Origin of the sequence: Aquimarina macrocephali, assembly GCF_051627225.1 — a bacterium.
Classification (GTDB): Bacteria; Bacteroidota; Bacteroidia; order Flavobacteriales; family Flavobacteriaceae; genus Aquimarina; species Aquimarina macrocephali.
Genome location: NZ_CP151795.1, coordinates 2575810 through 2598974, shown reverse-complemented (window position 1 = coordinate 2598974; position 23165 = coordinate 2575810). Strand labels below are relative to the sequence as shown.

General features: G+C 36.0%; 8 protein-coding genes. All 8 read right to left on the bottom strand.

The window, feature by feature from the left end:
- Positions 1 to 163: 163 nt before the first annotated feature.
- The gene (locus AAFU52_RS11315) at positions 164 to 1519 is read right to left on the bottom strand and encodes a DUF1302 family protein (RefSeq protein WP_438426455.1); all 1356 of its coding nucleotides are present in this window, start codon (positions 1517 to 1519) and stop codon (positions 164 to 166) included.
- 181 nt (positions 1520 to 1700) lie between these two features.
- Complete coding sequence (locus AAFU52_RS11310; protein ID WP_024772252.1) at positions 1701 to 2492, bottom strand: enoyl-CoA hydratase/isomerase; 792 nt, start codon at positions 2490 to 2492, stop codon at positions 1701 to 1703.
- Positions 2480 to 3739 carry a hydroxymethylglutaryl-CoA synthase family protein gene (locus AAFU52_RS11305; protein ID WP_024772253.1) on the bottom strand — a complete coding sequence of 420 codons (1260 nt, stop codon included), beginning with the start codon at positions 3737 to 3739 and terminating at the stop codon, positions 2480 to 2482. Before AAFU52_RS11305 ends, AAFU52_RS11310 begins: the two co-directional genes overlap by 13 nt.
- Before the next feature lie 455 nt (positions 3740 to 4194).
- Positions 4195 to 6189, bottom strand: a complete 1995-nt coding sequence (locus tag AAFU52_RS11300; RefSeq protein ID WP_024772254.1) for an aminotransferase class V-fold PLP-dependent enzyme — start codon at positions 6187 to 6189, stop codon at positions 4195 to 4197.
- 68 nt (positions 6190 to 6257) lie between these two features.
- The gene (locus AAFU52_RS11295; protein WP_438426454.1) at positions 6258 to 6878 is read right to left on the bottom strand and encodes a class I SAM-dependent methyltransferase; all 621 of its coding nucleotides are present in this window, start codon (positions 6876 to 6878) and stop codon (positions 6258 to 6260) included.
- 161 nt (positions 6879 to 7039) lie between these two features.
- On the bottom strand, positions 7040 to 8248 hold the full coding sequence (locus AAFU52_RS11290) for a cysteine desulfurase family protein (RefSeq protein ID WP_438426453.1): 1209 nt from the start codon (positions 8246 to 8248) through the stop codon (positions 7040 to 7042).
- A gap of 17 nt (positions 8249 to 8265) precedes the next feature.
- Positions 8266 to 9087, bottom strand: a complete 822-nt coding sequence (locus AAFU52_RS11285) for a C-GCAxxG-C-C family (seleno)protein (RefSeq protein ID WP_024772257.1) — start codon at positions 9085 to 9087, stop codon at positions 8266 to 8268.
- Between the two features lie 184 nt (positions 9088 to 9271).
- Positions 9272 to 23164, bottom strand: a complete 13893-nt coding sequence (locus AAFU52_RS11280) for an SDR family NAD(P)-dependent oxidoreductase (RefSeq protein WP_438426452.1) — start codon at positions 23162 to 23164, stop codon at positions 9272 to 9274.
- Position 23165: the final 1 nt, after the last annotated feature.

The window sequence follows — 23165 nt, the reverse complement described above, 5'->3', positions numbered from 1 at the left end:
TTTCCTAACCTCATTGTACTTTTTGTATAACCAATATGATTAGGAAACCTGAAAAATCTTCTGGTAACCGGATAAGATGTTTTACTTCAATATTATCAGAATTCTTCTTTTTCTATTTATAGCCACGAAAAAGTACCATATATAGTTTTCATTATGTAATCAATTAAAGCTGATACAAAACCCTAAAAGCAACCTGTTTTTGATCACGATAAGGGTAAAATCCACTTCTGGCATCATCCACGATAGGAATGAGTGCATCAAAATTCAAAGTGATATGATCATTCCAATTGTAGGAAGCCGATAACACATTAAAAAAATTAGTATAAGGTCCGTTGTACATAGAAGCCCAACTAAGGGATAGATTATTTTTCATTAGCTGTTTGCTCAAGGCCAAAAGGGCTATATAATTATTTCTGGGAATTCCCTGAATTTGGTCTGACCAGTCCATGATATGGTAATTCACTGCTTCTATACTTAACGTAAAAGTACTGTTGGGGGAATAATCAACACCAAGTGAAGCATCCAGAGCATTTTTTTTTACAACCTGAAACGATGCATCGTTATATGCTTTTTCAGATTTTATTGCTACTTCACCTTTAACGAGTAAATTATTGATTGCTCGATTGAAGGTAACACCAGTCATAAAAAACCGTTGCTTACTTTTGGTAATAAGATCAGGGTTGACCATTCGTAAGGCATATTGATTATCTATCAAACTGGCTGCCATAATACTAATGTCACTTTTTCCGAAGGTTTTTCTCCAACGTAAACCATATTCAGAAAAATTTCCCTTTTGTTTTTCCTTTAGATATTCAACTTTCCCGTCAAAAGGATCATAATAATATCCTGTTCCTTTTCGAGGTTGTTCGTTAAATTCGGAATAAGGCACAAAAAACGCACTCCAATATCCAAATGATGAATACTGGTCTATGGTTAGCATAGGTTGTCCTATCCTAAGGTCATCCATATTGAGACTTAGCGGTTCCCGGTAATCCAAACGGCCTATTTCATTAGTAACAATCGCATAATCAGATTCCCCCCATACAACTATCTGAATTCCAGCTTTGATACTTGTTTTATTAAAACTAGTCTGTAAATAAGCTTCTCTTGTTCTTCCTTCCAATGCCACTATATCCTCTTCATCACGAATCCTATGATCATTTTTGAGAAAAGTAAACATTTTAGTGTCTATATGGACTGAAAGGTACTCCAAGAAGGATTTAGAATATTCTAACCGAAACGAAAACCGGTTATTCATTATCTTATCTGGTTTTTCGGCTTTATACGTAAATCCATATTGTATCCCCAAACGCATTGCACTAAACACATCTGAAACCCATGAAATGGAATCCTTTTTTTCTTCAACTAGAGTAGATTCCATATCAATGATATCGAAATCCTCGATGTCTTCTATGGTATCATTTTCTACAGGAATCTGGCCATAAATACATGAAATACTTATAAATGAGATGATAATACTATATACAACATCATTGGTGAAGTTGGAGCAATTCTTCATGCCTCTCTCTAAAAAATAAATTAATAATGATTTGTTTTCTTCGTGACGTTAATGATGTATCAAAATCATTTGAAGTCACGCCCAGAATGTTAATTGGGTTTGATTTTTGAATGATTTAAACAGTATGAGCAAATTCGATTTCATTGCTAATCTTACCGGGTATTACATCCGTATGTATTATTTATCCTTTTTCCCAGGGAAATTGCCCGGTTTTTACAAATCTTGCTATTTTATTCAGGTTCCTTTCATCAGAAAACACTTCAATATTAGCTGCAAGAGCGTGTGACTTAGAAGCATTTGGAAAATTGTCCAATTTATTCAGATAACTTTTATAACTGGTTATTCCTTGCTTGGAAAGCAAGCGTAGGCGTAATAAATGCTTTCTCAACAGGTTTTTACTATTCTCATCATATGCATCCACCAATCCCCAGTCATATGCCTCTTTTGCTTGTACAGGTTGAGTCATTAATGTCATGTAATGTGCTTTAGAGAATCCTATTCGACGGATCAGAAAAGGCAAAACACAGGCAGGCATCAGTCCAAAAAGAAGTTCTGATAAACTAAATACTGCTTTCTGTTCACAGAGTACTATATCGCAAGCAGCTACAAAACCCATTCCACCGGCATTAGCCTTTCCTCTAACATGTGCAATGGTAATATATGGGCCTGAAGCTAATTTTTGCCATAGATTATACATTAGTTCGGGGTTTTGATCTTGGTGCTGAGTCCCGTTTTCAATACTCTGTTGAATTCCTTTGAAATCTGCTCCAAAGCAAAACACTTCAGGAGAACCTTCGACAACCACGATTTTTGCCAACTCTTCACATAGATCAAGTGCATTTGTAAACTCTTCGATCAACCTATTATTAATTGCATTTTTAGCCTCTGGACGATCGATTTGAATAAAACAAATATCTCCTTCAAATCTGGTTTTTATAGTTTCGTATAACGTTGCATTGCTTATGATATCCATTCGTATTCTCTTTTAAATTCTTTAATCTCTTTTAAAAAAAGTGTCTCTCTGTTCAACGTTTTTCTAGCTTGAGAAATAAAATCAGTATCCAATTTTACATTGCGTGTACCAAATTTTACTGCATTGCTACCTACCAGTAAATCTTCATATTCATCCATTTTTAGTTCATACCTTTTATCAAATTGTTCTTTAATCTTGAACTTTTGTATACTTTCCTGACTTTTTTCACCTACTATACCGCTAAAAAACTCAGAACAACAACCTGACCCATAAGAAAAACATCCAACTCTTTGTGGTGCGTCAAAACTGCCATTCTCAATCGTACTAGCGAGTGACATCATGGCTGTCGCTCCCATAATATTGCCAATACGCTGACAGTAGACCAATCCGGGAACTACTCGGTTCTCAAAATCCATTTCTATGTCCTTAGGCTTTGCTTTCACTGCTTTGCGCATTAAATTACGATGTGCTCCTTTGACCATTCCTCCAAAAGGAGTATGAAAGGCCAGATAGCTAAAAGTCTTGGCATAGTCTGCCTCGGGAACACGTTTTTGGTATTCATAAAAAGAATTCTCACAACAGTCTAAATAAGAGAGTAATGACAAGTCAGAATCTCCGGCTTCGCCATCTGTAGTAGGTCTACAAGTATCCATCACCTGATAACCATAATATCCATTAGCGCCAATATCTACCTGAAACACATAAGGTTTCTCACTAACCAGCATAGCAACCGCTCCGGCTCCTCCGCTAGGTTCTGCAAATGACCATTCCATAGTGAGTGCATCCCCACCTTCTTCTATCATAAAACGGGATACATCTGTAGCAATTACCAGAGCTTTTGCCCCAGGTGAAGTTTGAGACAAGATAAAATTGATTGCCATTTGAAAACCGGCCACCCCAGAATAGCATGCATTTTTTAACTCAAACAAGCGACAATTGCGGTTCAACCCCAAAATTTCGTGAAAATAAGTACTCATTGATTTCCCAAAATCAAAGGACGATTCTGTACATGAGATTACCAGCTCGATACGATCTTTTTCTTCCGGACTAAGAGCATCTATGAGAGGCTTAGCAGCATTTACTCCAAAAGTGACTGGGTCCTCATATGGTAATGCTACCGTCTTCTCTTTCATAAGAAGATTTTTAAAACGAGAGGTATCTAATTTACGATATTCTGCAAGTTTTTCTACATCCAAAAATGTTGTGCCTCCGAAGACATTCATTGCTTCAATTCCTGCTATACGCATATATTTTTCTATTATTAAATGGTTAAAAATTAAGTTTTTGTGTGATTGGTATACGATTTTTTTGAGCATACCAGATTAAGCTACATTACCTGTATCTTAGTTTTTTAATTTAATGTATCGTTGATGATATTTGATTTACGATAGGCCATCTTGAAGGCTTCGTTTAATCAATAGAACATTGAAATTCAATTACCAATGTCAATTACCAAGTAGTCACTCAAGATCATTTATCTTTCTTGATATCTATCCTAAATGCTGGCTTACTGACACAAAAGATCTGCCATGAATAAGGCTATCGGAGATATGTAAACAAAATCCTACCTCAGCATATCTAATGAAATTCTTGTAAATAAAATTTAAGTTCTAGGAATTCTCCAAAACCAGATTATGCTTTGGAGTAAGGTTATTATTTTTTATTCATGAGTATTAACATATGTTGTAACCCTTTTTAGCAACTAAGCATAAACTCTTTTAACTGCTGCCTGAGAGAAATCATCCAACTGTTTCTGGAAATCCGCTTCTGCTTTTGAGTTTGCCTTTTTTTGCGCCCCACTAGGTTTCTCTTTGATTTGTTGAATTAGTTTATGTAATACCTCAATTAATATGTCTACATCTTCTTCTGTATTTTCTATTCCAAGACTTACTCTAACAACTCCCGGTAATTGAGTCTTTGGAGCTACAGTTAGAACAATACGTTGTACTTGCTCGAGTACAGGGCTAATACCTGTTATTTTCTTAACTAATAAATGGGCGCAATGGCAACCGTATCTTACACCAATGCCTCCTTTTCGAAACATCTCTTCTGCTAGTTTGTTATGCAAAATTCCTTTTGTCTCAAAAACAATAACTCCTATCCTATCATCAAATTTAGGAGATTTTGGATCATTTACCCCAAAAACAGTTAGTCCAGGTATTTTTGACATCCCATCTAATATTCGTTTAGTCAATACTTGTTCTTCTTTGTGAACCACATCCATACCGATGCGTTGTAAAAGCACAAGTGCTTTTCCCAATGACGCAATCCCTCCTATGTTTTCTTCTCCAGACAATTGGATACGTTTCTTCTCATTCAGGTTATGATTGAGTAATCCTTTTTTAACCACCAATACTCCGGTACCAAATGGGGCATATATTTTATGAGCAGAAAAAGCCATATAATCGATCCCATCCTTTTCTACCTCAACCTTAAGGTGAGCAACTACCTGGGCACCATCTATCAGAAGTTTTGCGCCATATTTATGAACAATTGAGCTTACTTCCTTGATGTTGTGACATGACCCTAAAACGTTAGAAGCACCACTCAGAGCAACAACCTTAATACGTTTCTTTGCGTACTTATACTCTAGATTATATTCCCGTAGATTTTTTTCCAGTTCTACTAAATCTATAAAACCTTCTTCATTCACTCCTAGCCTGATCAGAGAGTTTTGGGAAATCATACGCCAAGGTAAATCATTAGAGGAATGCTCCAGTAGGGAGATCAGTACTACTGGATCAATATCATTTTCGGGATTATTAATCAGGTTTTCAGATACAAGGTTGATGGATTCGGTAGTATTTTTAGTAAAAATAATATCATAGTTTTCGAGAGGTGCCCCCAGGATTTCACTACAAATAGTTTTTACTTCTTGTACTACTTCTTGTCTTCTTTTCTCTGGCAAACGTAATGCCTCACGAAACGTGTTCCAAATTGGAGTAAATGTAGGCGTACTGGCACTATTATCCAGGTTTACGAATTGTCTTTCGCCTTCCATGGTTGGTACAATGAGACCTCGTCCTATTAAGGTTTGTTTAAGTTTTTTCATAAGTTCCAGTCCGGAGTATTTCTCTAACTCATCCTTATATATTAACTCATTTACGCTAAGATCCTTTTGAGATAATTTCTTAAAGATATCTTTTCCATATTGCTTCATTAAGAGAAGTGCCTTACTAAATGCAATGACATTAACAATGGCTGGAGTACCTGCCTCAAATTTGTCTGGTCCGTTATTCCAGATTATCCATTCTGCCGCAACAAGTCTGGCCGTTCCTCCACCACACTCGGATGGAGTGCCTTTAGGTAATGCTTTTTTCCCAACAACAACTGCGGTTATACCCAACGGCAAACCAATCTCTAGGCTTGTCAAAAATTGATAGCTTCCTGACTTAAGTTGTGATGTTAAACTATTTGTTCTTTTGGAAGAGCAAAAAATGACAATGTATCTATCTTTGTTAAGCCCCATATATTCCAATACAATATCCCTGGCATGCTCATATAGGTGAGAAGATACCATTGAATTGTGTCCACTCCCACGATGTACGTTGGAATAAGTTTCTAGTGCTGCATGCACTCCACGTTCCAGCTCAGCAAATGCTGTTTCTGATTCATTACCTTTTAGCGCGCCATTTTCTTCTTGTTTGAGCTGGCTAACGTTTGATGATCCATGCTCATTGTACATAGTTGTTTCCATTTGAATCTCGTTTTATTTAATTTTTAATCTATTTTTATTTTTAACTATTTTTCTTAACACTAAACATCCTAATTTTTCCTTACTGTAATAAAATGTTGACGCCCTCTGCGGTGCAAACATTCGGTTTCAACAATTTCAAATCCCGTATCCTTTATTGAGTTTTCTAATTCTGAAACAGTATATGTTTTCAGTTTCGGAATTAATCCGATTTTACTAACAAGCGATAGTGCAATTCCCGCAAGAGATCCTTTTCCCAGACAAGGTGTTACAGAAATAAATACTCCTCCCGGTTTTAACAATTCATAGATCCTTTCTAAAGCCTTGGGTAAATCTTCTAATAAATGAAGCATATAGACTGCTAGTATCATATCAAAGCCTTCTGACTTATAGTTCTTATCGAATATTGTGGTATGCGAATAATCTACATTTTGAATCTGTAATTCATTGGCTTTATCTTGGGCAATCCGGATCATTTCAGACGATATATCAATACCGTAAACCTTATCAACATTACTAGCAATTTCATTGGCTAATATTCCTGTGGCACATCCATAATCCAAAACATTATCCTCTTTTTTGAGATATCCCTTGATTTTTTGAAGAATTTTAATTCGCACCTCTCTATCTTTCATTTCTTCCTTATCATACCCATTAGCACTTTTATCCCAAAATTTTTCGGATTTATACATTTTTATATATTTAAATTTTAATAATCATTTATTCCCAAATTAGTTATAAAATTGAGAATGAGTGCAAACACTTCGCTATCTCACTAAAGATTTAATCATTTCTTCACATTAAATAATTGCTTAAAATTTTTAATGCTTTTTTATCCGAGTAATATCTTCACCTATTTATAATTCAAGCCTGGTCTATTGATCTTTACAGATGAATTTAATTTTTCGCTTTTTATTTCTTCAATATATTCTTTCATCACCTTTAAAGCGTATCTGATATGTTGGTGTTTTGTCTTCGATCCAAAGCTGATCCGGATAGATTCCTGTGCTGCCTCATCCGTTAATCCTATTGCTTTTAAAACATGAGAAGGTTTGTTAGATGATGCACTACATGCAGAGCCAGAAGAAACAGCAATTCCTTTATAATCCAGTGATTTCATTAAGTCGCCACTGCCAATACCAGGAAAGGTTAAATTAATGGTATTAGTCAAACAGTTATCCATTGGAGAATTAATAATTATATCACTTTTTATCGTTTTTAATTCATTAATGAATGTTTTCTTAAGAGACTCATTTTTTATTGAAAGGGATACAAGTTTATTTACATGTCTGCAAGCTTCTCCAAAACCTGCGATATTATGAATGGATTCTGTACCTGCTCGCATTCCTTCTTCTTGATGTCCTCCATGAATATAAGGTTCGAGAGGACAGCTAATTTTGGCATACCAGGCACCTATTCCTTTAGGGCCATAGAGTTTATGAGCAGAAAATGTAGCATAATCTACTCCTAATTCCTTTACATTTATTGGTATTTTACCCAATGCCTGTACACAATCAGAAAAAACCAAAGCACCTTTAGCTTTAGCCATTTCAGATATTTTTTTAATATCCTGAATCGTTCCTATTTCATTATTTGCCAACATACAGCAAACCATAGAAGTTCGATCATCTATCATAGCTTCAAGCTCTTTAAGCAATACACGTCCAGAACTATCTACTGGACAATATTGAACATCTATATTTTTGGTCTTTAAATACTCCAGTGTTTGAATCACTGATGGATGCTCAATTGGTGTAGAGATTATTTTGGTTTTGTCGGGATAGAAATGACTACTTATCGTTTTTAGTAATGCATTATTGGACTCGGTTGCACAACTAGAAAAATAGACTTCATGTGAGTGAGCTCCGATCGTGGCAGCAACTTGTTCACGAGCTTTTTCAATAATTTGTGCTGACATTTTTCCTTTTGAATATCCTGATGAGGGGTTTCCCCAATAAGATTTCAATACCCGATTCATTACGCTTCTTACAGGTGGCGCAATATGAGTTGTTGCGTTATGATCGAAATACACATTTCGCTTGTTCAATATTTGTTTTATCATGCCAATTATGTTTTAAATTATAGTGCAGCAAGTGCATCGATGATCTTCTTACAACCCCCATTCTTAATATATTCGGAGTGATCATCTATATCCTTAAATTCTTTGTTTGTAATTTTACTGCATAATACTTCAGAGTCTGTTTGAACATAAAACGCTCTCAGCATCTTTTTGGTCTCCAGGCTATCAAATGACGATGGTGATTTACCAGGATTCTTTTTTATCCAATCCACCATTTTATACCAAATCGCAGCACTTAGCGCTCCACATTCTTTTCCGCTTAAACCAAGCCCTCCGGCATATCCGGCTACCATAAGCATTTCTTCTTCTGTAGCTCCCATTTTTCTGACCACCTCAGATGCACAACTTACCGATCCCGGACAGAAACTTACAGATTCATCCGATAAGCCTTCATCTGCTGATTTAATTGCTTCGGGAGCCCATCTTCCTGCCAGCTTCATACAACCAAATGCTTTTCCCGTAAACAATACTTTTAGCGGAGCTAATTTACCCGTAAGATCCATATCTGTAATATCACGGCAACTTATCGTATTTGTTCTTTTTTTAAAGGATTCCATCAGATGTTGTGTAGCTGTTATAGCCATTGCTATTGCTTCTCCTGTGTCTTCATTTCTTCGGTATGATTCTGCTCCGGCAGCCAAAACGGCTCCTCCGATCATTCCGCATTGGTATCCTCTATTCAATAGCCCTCCTGCAAAAGGAGATGCCGCAATCTCTGCTATTTCATTCGGAACACCATACTCGCTATTTAACAGAGAACAAAATGCTGTACCACAAGTTCCTCTGGATAATACTTTTAAACCTTCTTTAATAGCCTTCATAATGGAAATTTTAGTGAGTTTTTAATTATATATAGTTCATAACCCATTTCTCCTGTTAGAAAGATTGAATTATGTTTATTAAAAGAAACCCTTTGTGTGACTTGGGTACCTTTTGTGTTTTTCTTATTACAACAGTTTTATGATTTTGAAATATGATTTTTGTTGAAATCATAACTCATCCATATTATGAGCTTACTTCGAAAGCCATACTATTAGATTCTATAACTTGATCGGTATGTAGATTATCCTGATCAGCATCAACCTTATTAAATGCTCTTACATAAAAGTTTTTAATCCTAACTAAAACATCTCCTGCTTCATTGATAATTTTTATATTGAATTTTTTAATACTTGCCGGAGACCGAACTCCTTCCTCTACGTGTTCCACATAAGCATAACAGGTATGAGGTAATGAACGAAATATTTCTATTTCATCAATAGCAAATGGTACATGTGGAGTTGCTGATTCCATCTGCCCAATCAATCCAGCAACAGTTTGTAAAGCACCGTCGACAATACAAGGATGGAGAATGAATCGATCAGAATCGATTAATAAATGATCTGTTAATTTCAACCTAGATAAAGCAAAGGATTCGTTGATATAAAATTCCTGAATAGTTTTAAATGCTAAGCCATAATTAAAACCTACCTGGTTAAAGATATCATAGTAGTATGAACCATCCTGAGGCTCAGAACACTGTTCCTTAAGCTTTTGTATTGGAATTTTTTCAATATCTGCTGAATGTTTATTACCGTTTTGGAAAAACAACTTCCCTTCAGAATGAATTATTTGTTCATTTTCATCATCAAGTGAAGTAATTTTAAATTCAGTACCTATACCATTAGGTTTTAATGATGTATTAATAAACTGTGAGCCTTTCTTAAAACTTAATGGGTGAGCCCACACAATATCTTTAATCTTGCTAACCTTTTGTTCTCCTGCGAGGTTTCCTGAAATATTTGCAATTTCAATAAATCCTGAACCTGGAAAGATTTTCTCTTTATTAACCTGATGATCCGATGCATAAAACTCCTTATCGGATAACCATGAACTAAAACGAACTTCTCTTAATGTAGATGAATTATATGAAATCAAGGGATGTAGTTGAGCACCTATGGGTTTGGTTACCGTTCTCTTTTCTTCAATTACTCGATCTGATACCCAATACCTTTCTTTCGCAAAAGGATAAGTAGGTAGTGGTATCCGATTGGGTTTATCCTGAGTATATAACCTTTCCCAATCCATTTCAACTCCGGTAACCCATAATTGCGCAAGTTTATCCAGATCGCCTGCTTCAAAAAGAGAACGAAGTTCCTCTTCGTTATTGAGCATTTTCTTTCTTCCTCGTTTAGGATTCAGCTTACCTCTAAAAATATGGTCAGACTCGTTTTGTTGTTCCCAACCTTTCAACCGAATTATAAGTTCTTCTCTATTTGAAGCAACAATCGCCAACCTTTCTGACATCACTTCCCGACCAACCTGTAAGGTAAAAGATAGATCCGCAAGGTTCACTTGTTTTTCTTTTTCTATATAATTGAGTAACCGATTTGCATATTCTCTAAGGCGTTCATCATTTTTTGCAGAAAATATTATAAGATGTGGCCCCTCTTTTGGATATACCTCTTCAGCTTTTACGTTCCTATATTCTTCTAGTATTAAACATGCATTCACTCCTCCTGCCCCAAACGAGTTTATAAGTGCTCTACGAGGGTTACCCGAGGGAGATTCCCATGGAGTCAGTTTATGTTGAAGATAGAATGGTGATTCTTTGAAATTAATATTTGGATTTATTTCATCAGAATTAATTGTAGGCACTAACTGTTGATGTTTCATTTGCAGCAGTACTTTTGCTACTCCTGCAATTCCTGCTGCTGACTCAGGGTGCCCAATATTGGATTTAACTGATCCAATAGCGGTAACTTGTTTTTTTATAGTTTGTTTTTGAAATGCGTTCGTTAAAGCCACAATTTCAAGGCTATCTCCCAGCTGTGTACCTGTACCATGCCCTTCTATATAACTGATGGTTTCCGGATGGATTTGAGCCTTTTGAAGGGTATGCTCTATCAAATTTGCCTGAGCATTAGGATTAGGAGCAGAATATCCATTGGATCTGCCACTATGATCAAACGCACTCCCTGCAAGTACACCATATATATGATCTCCATCCTCTATGGCTTTACTGAGTGGTTTTAGTAGAACCGATCCTACCCCTTCACCAGGAACAAAACCATCATCACCTTTACCGTAACTATGGCATTTTCCTCCTAGGGATATCATTCGATTCTTACATAGTGAATGATATTTAGATGGATGTAAATATAAGTTTACACCGCCAGCAACAGCAACCTTACATTCTTGTTTTTTTAGACTTTCACATGCAAGGTGTATCGCCACTGAAGAAGATGAACAAGCTGTATCAACAGGCATACTAGGTCCGTTAAAATCAAATAAGTAGGATATGCGGTTAGCAATCGACCAGGGGTGGGCACTAGGAACTGTATTCCCTTTACTCCATTCTTCAGACGCCAACAGGTTATAGGTATTTGTTGTAACGCCTACAAAAACTCCTACATTAGCACTTTTACCCTTAGGATATTGTTTTTTCAGACTATCTTTTGTATATCCTGCATCTTCTATGGTAGCCCAAACAGATTGTAAAAAAAGTCGCTCTTGCGGATCCATTATCCTGGCTTCTTCCTGAGTAATATTGAAAAATTGAGGATCAAACTTGTCAACATCACTTATAAAACCTCCCCACTTGCCATAAATTTTTCCTTCTGCTGCTTTCTCTGGATCTTCATCATAAAATTCTTCAAAATCCCATCGACTTTTAGGTACTAAGTCCGTTAAATCTTTTCCTTGTTTCAGACTTTCCCAATATGAATCCAAATTTTCAGATTGAGGGTAGCTTCCATGCACTCCAATAATGGCAATCGATTCTGAATCCTTATAAGTAATTGGTTCATCAATTGCATCCTTTGTTTGCTGTTTGCTTTCTCTTGTAGATTCTCTCTGAATTTCTGTTTCATACTGTGGTTTAACCTGATTACTTGGTAAGTTTATCAAACCTTCTATATTTAAGAATTGGATTAACGTTTCCTGTTCTTCCTGAATCAGATATACAGCCAATTCTCCTATAGTAGAATATTCATAAAACAAAGTTTTTGGCAAATCTCCTAAGTCTCTTTCAAGATTTAAATTTATCTGGTTAATACTTATAGAATCAATACCAAAGGATTCAAAATGTTCTTCAGGATCAATTCGATTGGGATCAAGTTTAATCTCATTTCCGATAAGCATTTTAAGATACTCTTCTGTTTTTTCAAGAAGGATATCAGCATCTATTGTATTACCTTGGATCTGCTTGTTTTTTTCAACTTTTTTAGCAGTTCGATCAATGTAAGTTTTGATTCTGGATGGGAAACCATATAGTGGAATACCCTGAGATACATCAGATAATAAAAATTCTTCTAGAAATTGTACTCCTTCTTCTATAGATATAGGGCAAAGACCTGTTTCCTTTTGGATCAAAGTAACTTCTTCATCAGAAATATGCATTCCTCCTTCTTCCCAATAAGGCCAGTTAATTGCTAGTGTTTTACCACAACGTTTTTGTTCTTTTACCAAGGCTTCCCTGTTTTCTGCAAATGAATTGAGATAATGATTGCCATAGGCATAATCGGATTGTCCTATATTGCCTAATACACCTGCGATTGAAGAAAACATGATAAAGACATCCAAATTTTCATCTCTCGTAGCTAGGTCTAAATTAATTGTTCCGTAAATTTTGGGAGCTAATACTTCGTCTATCTCTTCTTTAGATTTCTTGAGAATAAACGAATCCCGGTTAATTCCTGCACCATGAATCACTCCGTTGATCTGTGAAAAATTTGTCTTTGCCGTTTTTACAATGGCCTCCACATCTTCTAATTTTGATACATCAGCTTGCACGTATAAGATTTTGGATCCATAAGATTTAAGTATATCAATTTTTTTCTTTTGTGCAGCTTTAAGGGGAGATCTCCCAAAAAGAACCAGATTACTCTGGTAATTTTTAACCAGATACTCACTAAAAATAAGACCTAGCCCACCTAAACCTCCTGATACAATATAAACACCGTTCTGTTTTAATGGTAAACGATCTATATTTTTCTCAATATTGGTAAATTGGGTCAGTTCCTTGACATAACGAACATAGGTTTGTTTATCTTTTAGGAATGTATAACGAATTTCATTCTTCCTCCAGTTTTCATCACTGAATTCATCCCTAATAATACGAACCTTTTCTACCATAGTAACCTGCTTACTATCCTTAACTTCAACAATCTTTCCTTTAAAGTAAGGATTCTCTAGAGTTAAGGTTTTGAAAAAGCTTCCTAGTGCAGCATTGTATGGAACAGTTAAATTTGTAGTACCCGAGAAAATTGACAAAATCTGAAGCGGGATTTGATGTTTTTGTTCTATTAAAGCCTTGCATAGATTAAAAAGGGTATAAATACTATAATTGAGCTGATGAGTAATGTTTTCTTTTTCATCTAAACTATCCGGCTCTAATCCCTGATGAATAATTCGATAAGGAAGCTGATCTTTTACACTAAGGTGTTCTGCCAGTTGTTTAAAATGTTTTTCCTTCTGAAAGTCAATAGTAAAAACAGATGGCTCTATTTCTTCAAAAGCAGATCCTGGTTTTAACAATATATATGAATTCCCTTCTGGATATTGATGTGATTGTTTTTTTAGAGTAAGAAACAGTTCTTCTGAGGTATCCAGAATCAGTACCAAACCATTTTTGGGAGATTTTTCTTCAGACACATCAAGATTTTGTTCAATCCATTTGGTGCAGTAGTGTAATTTCTTTTTCTCCTCTTCAGATGTATCCTCTGCATTGTTTTCTTGCATTCCTTGTGGAATGACAGGCATAGAAAATGCAGGTTTAGTAATCCAATATCGCTCTTTAGCAAAAGGATATGTGGGAAGAGAAATACGCTTTGGGCGAACATTCTGATAGAACAGAGACCAATCAATATCAGCTCCTGATATCCATAGTTTAGCCAATTTTTCCTGATTACGGGCCTCCATAATCACCTTTAAATAAGCTTTACCTTCTTCTCCTTCCAATAAGGCAATGGTATCGGAAGAAGCTTTCTTAATGTTTCCATAAAATACGCCTTCCAACTCATTTGCATCTCTTTTTAATACTGTATAATCTTCTACTTCGTGTATTGATGCCCATTGATTCAGTTTTTCGACAAGTTCATCTACATTAGTCGTTACGATCACAAGACGCTCATTCATTGGTGTTCTTCCTACTTGTGAGGTATATACCAACTCCTCTAGTTCAATATCTTTGTTTCTTCTAAGAAAACCTGTCATCTTCTTGACATACTTTAAAAGTGTATTTTTATCTCTCGAAGAGAGAACAAACGATTGAGGTCCATTGTAGTAAGATTCAGTTTTCTTGTCGTTACTGTTTTTATATTCTTCTATAATAAGGTGTGCATTTGAACCTCCTGCACCAAAAGAACTTATACTAGCTCGTCTGGGATGTTCTTCATGATCTTTCCAGGGCGCTAATTCTTGCTGAACATAAAAGGGTGATTCTTTAAAATTGATATTAGGATTTAATGTAGTTGCATGTAAAGAAGGAACTAGTTTTTTATGTTTCAACTGCAGTAAGACCTTTGTAACCGCAGCTATTCCCGCTGCAGATTCCAGATGTCCTATGTTTGATTTAACAGAGCCTATTGGACATACTTGTTTTTGTGAAATTGATTCTCCAAAAGCTTTATTTAATCCGGTAATTTCGATAGGATCTCCCAAAGCTGTACCTGTACCATGAGTTTCGATATAACCCAATGTTGAAGGATCAACTTTAGCTTTTTTAAGTGATTCCCGAATCAAATCCCCTTGTGCATTAGGGTTTGGAACAGAATAACCGTTAGTTTTTCCTCCATGGTTAATTACACTGGATTTCACTATACCATATATATGATCACCGTCTTCGATCGCTTTATCAAGAGATTTTAACAAAACAGCTCCTACACCTTCTCCTGCAACATATCCATCTCCACCTTCTCCAAAACTTCTGCACCTGCCATCACTGGCTGCAAAATTACCCTGACTTAGCATGAGATATTTATGAGGATGTATAGAAACATTAACGCCTCCGGCAATAGCTGCTTCTATTTCACCTTTCCGTATTTCTTCACAAGCCTGATGAATGGCCGTTAAAGATGACGAACACATAGTATCTAGAGCAATACTGGGCCCATGCAGATCTAAGAAGTAAGAAACTCTATTTGCGATTGATGCATAAGACGAACCTGGAACAACAGCATTACCTGCCAACATAGCTTCTGCCCCATAAAGTTGATACTGTCCATACATAACTCCAACATACACACCAACTCGTCCTAGTGTTGAGATATTTTCTTTACTATAACCAGCATCCTCAATGGTTTGCCATGCAGTTTCGACAAAAAGTCGTTCCTGAGGGTCAATTAATTCAGCCTCTTTAGGTGATATATTAAAAAACAACGGATCGAATTTATCAACATCAGAAATAAACCCTCCCCATTTACTATAGCTTTTTCCAACTTGATTACGTTTAGGATCAAAAAAACGACCTGTATCCCAACGTCCTTCTGGAATTTGTGTAATACAATCCCGACCATTTTTGAGGTTTTCCCAAAATTCTTCAGGATTCTCTGCTAACGGGTATTTACCGCCTAGTCCTACAATCGCAACTTCTCTCTGAACGTTGATCTCATTATTAAAGAAACGATTACTTGAATACATTGCAGAAGTCAGTGATTGTTTCTTAATTGTATCCTTGGGTAATTCTATCGATGAAGATATTGTTTGTTGAGTCCCTTCACGTTCCTGAATAATTTTGGGATATGTTTCGGCAAAAAATCCTGCTAAGGTTTTTATAGTCTGATATTCAAAAAACAAGGTTTTAGAAAGAGAGCCAAAAGTTTTTTCAAGTATATTGGTCAATCTCATAGCGAGTATAGAATCGATACCATAATTCTCTAATGGTGCTTTTGGATCAAGTTCCTGAATCTTAATTTTTAAAACCTCTGCAAACAGTTTTCGAAGATAGCTTATGGTTTTATCTAAAAGGATATTTGAATCTACTATAGGAGTTTGTGAGGACTCCATGTTCTTTATAGTTGTAACTTCTGGTCTATGTTCTACCTTATGAGCTTGATTAGAAAGTAAGATTGAGCGCATTTTCTGAATATTTCCTTCCATAATCAAAACTTGATTATCCTGTAAGGTCATACTACTATATAATGCCTTGATACCTGATGAAGTTTGCATAGGGGATATTCCCGTTGCTTGCTGGAGCATTTCAATATTTTTCTGAGCAATACTCAAGTTTCCTCCCTCCCACAAAGGCCAATTGATAGAAAGGGTATGCCCTTGTCTTAATTTTTGATCTGCCAATTGGTTACGGTAACTCGCAAATTGGTCCATAAAGGCATTAGCTGTTGCATAATCCGACTGTCCTAGATTACCCATCGCACCTGATAATGATGAAAACAATACTAAGAAATCAAGATTAATATTTTTACTAGCCAGATCCAGATTGTACGTTCCGGTAACTTTGGGTGCTAATACCTTAGTAAATTCAGCACTGGTTTTCTTCAGAATAAAGTTATCTGATATCATACCGGCACTATGAATTATACCGTTAAGTTTCCCGTTTTTCTTTTCAATCGTAGCTATAAGTTTTTCCACTTGATTCAGATCATTAAGATCTAGCTGTTGATATTCAACCTGACCAGTACCCGAGTTCAGTTCATTTAAAATGATCTGCTTTTCCTCTGTTAGTTCAGAGCGCCCGGTTACTATGACCTTTACCTCTTTGGCTTGTTGTAAAATTTCCTTGGTAAACAAAACCCCCAAAGCACCAAGGCCTCCTGTAATCAAGTAAACGCCTTGATTTTTGAATACAGGTTTAGTGTTCTCTTGATTTGCTTTTACTTCGCCCCATTGTAAAATATATGAAGTGTTGTTTTCATATTTTATAATAGATTCTTCTGGTAGAGTTGCTGCTTTCTGTAGTTGACCTACCAGTTCTTTTGTATGTATACTTGATTTTGTGAGGATAATTTGACCGGTTAGCATTGGATTTTCCTGAGCTGCAGTTTTTAGTAATCCTGATAACCCTGAAAAAAGTACCTGTTCCTTGTTATCGGCAACTACAATTTGGATAAGAACCTTTTCTTTGGGTTTATTCTTTATTATTTTCTGAACATGTTCAAAACAACTCAATGCATAGTTGTTATAACGTTCTGCTATATTTTTTTCCGAGGCTTCAAGTTGTATACAATGGCTATTGTGAATTAATGTTTCAAGCTGACTTGCTTCTGCGTCAGATATTTCACACAAAATAACATGTTTCTCATCAAATTTAGCTTCGGTAGTTTCTGGTATATGAGCTATTTCACAGCTCTTCCATAAAGGCTTAGCCATTAAAGTGCCTATATCCTTATTTTTTAAACCAATGGTGTCTTCTTTTAATTGTCTGGAAGACAATCCTTTCATTTGCACACATATATTCCCCTCTTGATCACATATATCAATATCCAGTTTGGTAATAGCATCGGTAGGTAGACTTCCTTCTGAGTAACGAACCCAAGCAAGCATGTCTTCTGTAACAGCAGATAGTATTCGTATAGTCTCCAAAGCAAAGGGTACCGAAGGTTGTGAAGGAATCGTAGTCAAATCATCTATCAGACCAAAAGCAGCTTGTAAACCACTATCCATCAAACTCGGATGCAACAAGTAGTCTTTTTGGTTTGTTTTAACAACTGATGGTAGACTCAATTGTGCCAAGAGCTGTTTTTCTCCTTGATAAACCTTAGTGATCCCTTGATAGGCAGAACCATAAACAAGTCCCATAGATTTAAATATTGAATATAAGGTAGCCGCTTCTATGCTGCCTCTATTCATTTGTCCTTTGAGTTGCTCTATATTTAATTTTTCAGGTAAAAGATAAGTACTGTAATTAGCAACTCCCTGACAGTGAGTAATTTCCCCCTCATTATCCTTACTATAAATTTCATAATCAATCTGGTTTTCTCCTTTAATAAACAAAGCTATTTCTACCTGCTTATCTTTCTCTACCACGAGTGGTTGAGCCCATGCGGTGTTATGAAGTTCCAGAATACCTGATCTTGTTTTAACAGGAGTGGCTTTCTCTACTGCCACCCGTGCCATTTCAAGGTAAGCTACTGCTGGTAATACCTTGCTGATCTCATCTTCTTTAATTTTTACCTGATGATCTGCAAGAAAAAACTCTTCGCCACTAAAGATAGAGCTATAGCTCTGTTTGCTAAGGTCTGAAGTATTACTATGTAGTAAAGGATGCAATATCGATGTGATTTTTCCATCAACCGAACTTTGATTATCCATTTTTACATCAATCCAATATTTATCCTTAGAAAAAGGGTATACAGGCAAACTTATACGTTTAGGTTTATGCTCTCCATAGAATTTATTCCAATCCAAATTCAAGCCTTTAACCCACAAATCCAGAAGTTTAGATAATTTCCTCCGGGCTATCCATTTATCAACAGTTTGCTCAAAATCTACATCTGCATTAAATACCAATAAAGTGTCTTTATCCTTGTTTGTATACTCTTGATATGTGTCCTCAATATCCTTTTCACCATTAATATATGCTTCAAGCTTTTGGTTCAAATCATCAACCGAACTTACCATAAAACCAAGTCGTATATCCATTGTTTCTCTTCCTACCTGTAGCGTGTATGCCATTTCGGTAAGGTCAATCGATTCAATAGCCTGTTCTTGTTTTTTTGTTTTTTCTTTCTGAAGGAAATCGAGAAGATCAAGAGCTTTTTGTTTAAGTTGATCTGGTGTTCTAGCTGATAAAGGAATGATAGCTTTTGAACTCAAATCAGTAGAGATTCTGGATTGACTTACTTTTTCGGGTGCTACATATTCCTGAACAATAATATGTGCATTTGCCCCTCCAGCGCCAAAAGATGAAACACCAGCTATCCGAGGTTGTGAGACACCATCAATTATGGGTTGTTCCCACGCTTTTAATGTTTGGTTGACAATAAATGGGGTCTTCTCAAAATCTATATTAGGGTTTAAGTTTTTTGAATGCAGAGATGGAACTATTTCTCTATGTTTTAATTGCAGCAATACTTTGGTTAGTCCTGCAATACCAGCTGCCGACTCACAATGACCTATATTGGATTTAGCAGAGCCAAGTAAACAAAATCCTGTATCTGATGTGCTTTGTTTAAATGCCTTATTTAAGGCTGATATTTCAATAGGATCACCTAGTTTAGTTCCTGTTCCGTGTGCTTCAATATAACTTATATGTCTAGGATTTGTCTCTGTTTCTTTTAATATATTACTAATGAGATTAGATTGTGCCTTTGGATTAGGTACACTATAACCATTAGTTTTTCCTCCATGATTAAGAGTACTACCTTTAATAATGCCGTAGATATGATCCCCATCTCTTTCGGCTTCAGATAATCTTTTCAATACAACCACACCTACACCTTCACCCGGGATATAGCCCTCTCCCCCTTCTCCAAAGCTTTGGCAATGTCCATCACTTGAAATATATTGCCCTGCACTAATTACCATATATTTGTTGGGATGAATACTAACATTCACTCCTCCTGCAATTCCCAAACTGGTTCGCCCTTGTTTTAAATCCTGGCATGCTAAATGAATGGCCGTTAAGGATGAGGAACACATAGAATCGACTGTCATACTAGGCCCATGAAGATCTAACATATAAGAGACCCTGTTTGCTATACTGGCATAACTCCCGGGAACTCCTATTCGTTGCCCTCTCTTACTGGCTTCAATACCATAAAGTTGATATTCACTGTACATAACTCCAGCATACACACCGACTTGTCCTGCCTGTCCAAATTTGTGCGGTATTTGTAGACCAGCTTTAGAGTAACCTGAATCTTCTATAGCCATCCATGCATGTTGTAAAAACAAACGTTCTTGGGGATCCAGTATCTCTGCTTCCAGAGGTGAAATATTAAAAAATAAAGGGTCAAATTCGTCAACACCATCAATAAATCCTCCCCATTTGCTATAATGATACCCGCTTTTATTACGATCTGGACTATAATATTCATGCCAGTCCCAACGATTCTTTGGTACTTCAGTAATACAGTCTTTACCATCACGTAAGTTATTCCAGTACGCTTCAATATTAGTTGCTTTTGGATAGCGACCACTCAAACCAATAATTGCAATAGTGTCTGTATCGATATTATTTTTTTTATCTACAGAAACCTCAATCTTCCTTTGACGTCTAATTGTTCTGAAATGAGCCTGTTCCGTTTGAGTTTTAACAGGTGAGGTGATGGAAATATCTTTATTTTTCGGACTATCTTTTTCTAGTGAAGAAGTAAAGAGTGTAGTCAGTTTCTTCGAATATGATTTTATAAAGTAATCCGTAAGCTCTTGAATCGTTTGATATTCAAAAAAGAGTGTTTTTGGCAGAGAACCAAAAGTTTTTTCTAATTGATTGGTTAGATTCATTGCCAGAATAGAATCTATACCATATTTTTCTAAAGGAGCAAGTGGATCAATTTTATGAGATGGAAGTTTGAACAATTCAGAAAGTTGTTTTTTGATATAATTCTGGGTTTTCTCTTCCAGGTTTCCTTTATCTATTTCAACAACTGATTCTTTTTTCTCCCGGGTAATACTATGTGAAGATGGGATTTCAGAAGTGTTATTAATAAATAATACCTGATTCAATTGTTTTAAATCACCTTCTGCAACAAGTAATTGGTCATGAGCTAGTTCTAAACTTCTATGAAATGCATGTACTCCTGTCTCTGTACTCATTGGGTGCATACCCGTACTCTGCAGTAACATTTCCTGTTTCAATTGATCGATTTTCATCCCTCCTTCTTGCCATAAAGGCCAGTTAACAGCTATAGTTTTCCCTAATCTTTGTTTAACTTCAACCAATTGATTACGATAAACAGCGAACTGGTCCATAAAACTATTGGCTGTTGCATAATCAGCCTGACCACTATTTCCGGTTATAGACGAGATTGATGAGAATAAAACTAAGAAATCAAGATCAATATTTTTACTGGCTTCATCCAGATTATACGTCCCCAAAACTTTAGGATCAAGAACCTTACTAAACTCTTCAGGTGTTTTTTTGAGAATAAAGTTATCCGAAACCATTCCAGCACTGTGAATGATACCATGAATACCTTTATGCTCTTTTTTTATTGAAACAATGACCTGTTTCACTTTATCATAATCTGTGACATCCAATTGCTTATAAGTGAGTTGGCCAACCTTACCGCCTATTTCATCAATAAGGGTTTGTTTTTCTTCTGTAAGCTTTGATCTTCCCGTCAAAATGATTTTGGCATTCAGGGTTTGTTTCAAAATTTCCTTCGTAAACACTATCCCCAGATTTCCCAGTCCTGCCGTAATGAGATAGACACCATTATCCTTAAAAAAAATTCTGGGTTTATTAGGTATTACTGGTATTTCTTTCCAACCTAAAATATGTCGTGTACCTTGTTCATATTTTATAATCGTATCCTGTGTTTTGTTTTGATTTTCCTGAAGTTGCGCTGTCAGTTCTTTTGCTGTTATATCTGGATGAGTAACAATAACCTGGCCTGTTAACTGAGGGTTTTCCAGAGTAGCGGTTTTAATCAATGCAGAAAGACCTGTAAATATAGATTGTTCACTATTATTGGTCGTAACAATTTGGATAAACACTTTTTCTTGAGGTTTATCTTTCAGTATAACACGGATCTGTTCAAAGCAAATTCGCGCATATTCACTAAATCGCTCTGCTATATTTTTTTGCTGAGTATTTTGCAAATGCATCACTTTACTGGAAGCAAGAAGAGATTCCAATTGTTTTGTATTTACCTGGGGAATTTCACATAGAAAAACATATCGTTGTTTCAATACATCTATTCCATTTTCGCTGAAAGGCTTTATATCATTTGTCTCTTGCCAAACAGGGGCCGCAAACAAGACTCCTTTTTCTGTTACAATCGTTTCTCTGGTCACCGAATCTTCATTAAGTAATCGTGAAGAAAATCCTCTCATTTGTATGGCAACCACACCTTCCTGATTACACAGATCTATATCTAGCTTGGTAACTTTATCGGTAGGTTTATTTCCTTTTGCATATCTAACCCAAGCAAACATTTCTTTAGTACAACTCGAAAAAACCTTTAATGACTCCAGAGCAAATGGTAATGATGGCTTACTGGGTATCTGGTCCAAACTCCCAAATAAACCAATAGCAGACTGCAACGCACTATCCATCAAACCAGGATGTAAAGTATACTCATCAAGGTCTGATCCAATAACCTTTTGTAAGTTTAATTCTGCCAGTAATTGTCCATCACCTTGAAATATCGTTTTTATACCCTGATAAGTAGCTCCATAATTTAGACCTAATTTAGAATAAGTTGCATAGATAGACTTTGACTCTATCTTTCCCTGTTGCATTTCTATTTTGAGCTTATCAATATCGAGTTGTACAGGCTTTGAATTATTGATATAGACCGCTTGACCTTGGCAATGAATCGTTTCTTTGACACCTTCTTCTGTTTCTAGTTCGGTACTATAAATTTCGTAATTTATCTGTCCATTATCTATTTCAGTTTCATCAGCAAATAAAGCAATAGTGATCTCTTTAGGTTCCTGAACTATAATCGGTTGAGCCCATATAATATTGCGTAATTCAACAATTGATTCTTCCTCAAGAGATAAGGCTTTTCTAAAGGCCATTCGAGCCATTTCCAAATAAGCAACTCCAGGTAAAACCTTTTGTCCTTTTACCTCATGATCTTTCAGAAAGAACTCCTCCCCATTAAATGTTGTACTAAAACTTTGCTGACTTAAATCGGATGTATTCTTGTGTAATAAGGGATGTATGACATCTCTGTTGGTATGGGTTAGTGTACGGTGACTAAATTGCTTAATAAGATCTAGAGCGTTTGCTTTTGAAAGTCTCTTGCTCTTCAATTCTAAAACTACATATTCTATGAAATCAATCATT

What these genes read in the sequence shown, in the direction of transcription:
- AAFU52_RS11315 (WP_438426455.1), bottom strand. Translation starts at nt 1,519, where the DNA reads ATGAAGAATTGCTCCAACTTCACCAATGATGTTGTATATAGTATTATC.
- AAFU52_RS11310 (WP_024772252.1), bottom strand. Translation starts at nt 2,492, where the DNA reads ATGGATATCATAAGCAATGCAACGTTATACGAAACTATAAAAACCAGA.
- AAFU52_RS11305 (WP_024772253.1), bottom strand. Translation starts at nt 3,739, where the DNA reads ATGCGTATAGCAGGAATTGAAGCAATGAATGTCTTCGGAGGCACAACA.
- AAFU52_RS11300 (WP_024772254.1), bottom strand. Translation starts at nt 6,189, where the DNA reads ATGGAAACAACTATGTACAATGAGCATGGATCATCAAACGTTAGCCAG.
- AAFU52_RS11295 (WP_438426454.1), bottom strand. Translation starts at nt 6,878, where the DNA reads ATGTATAAATCCGAAAAATTTTGGGATAAAAGTGCTAATGGGTATGAT.
- AAFU52_RS11290 (WP_438426453.1), bottom strand. Translation starts at nt 8,248, where the DNA reads ATGATAAAACAAATATTGAACAAGCGAAATGTGTATTTCGATCATAAC.
- AAFU52_RS11285 (WP_024772257.1), bottom strand. Translation starts at nt 9,087, where the DNA reads ATGAAGGCTATTAAAGAAGGTTTAAAAGTATTATCCAGAGGAACTTGT.
- AAFU52_RS11280 (WP_438426452.1), bottom strand. Translation starts at nt 23,164, where the DNA reads ATGATTGATTTCATAGAATATGTAGTTTTAGAATTGAAGAGCAAGAGA.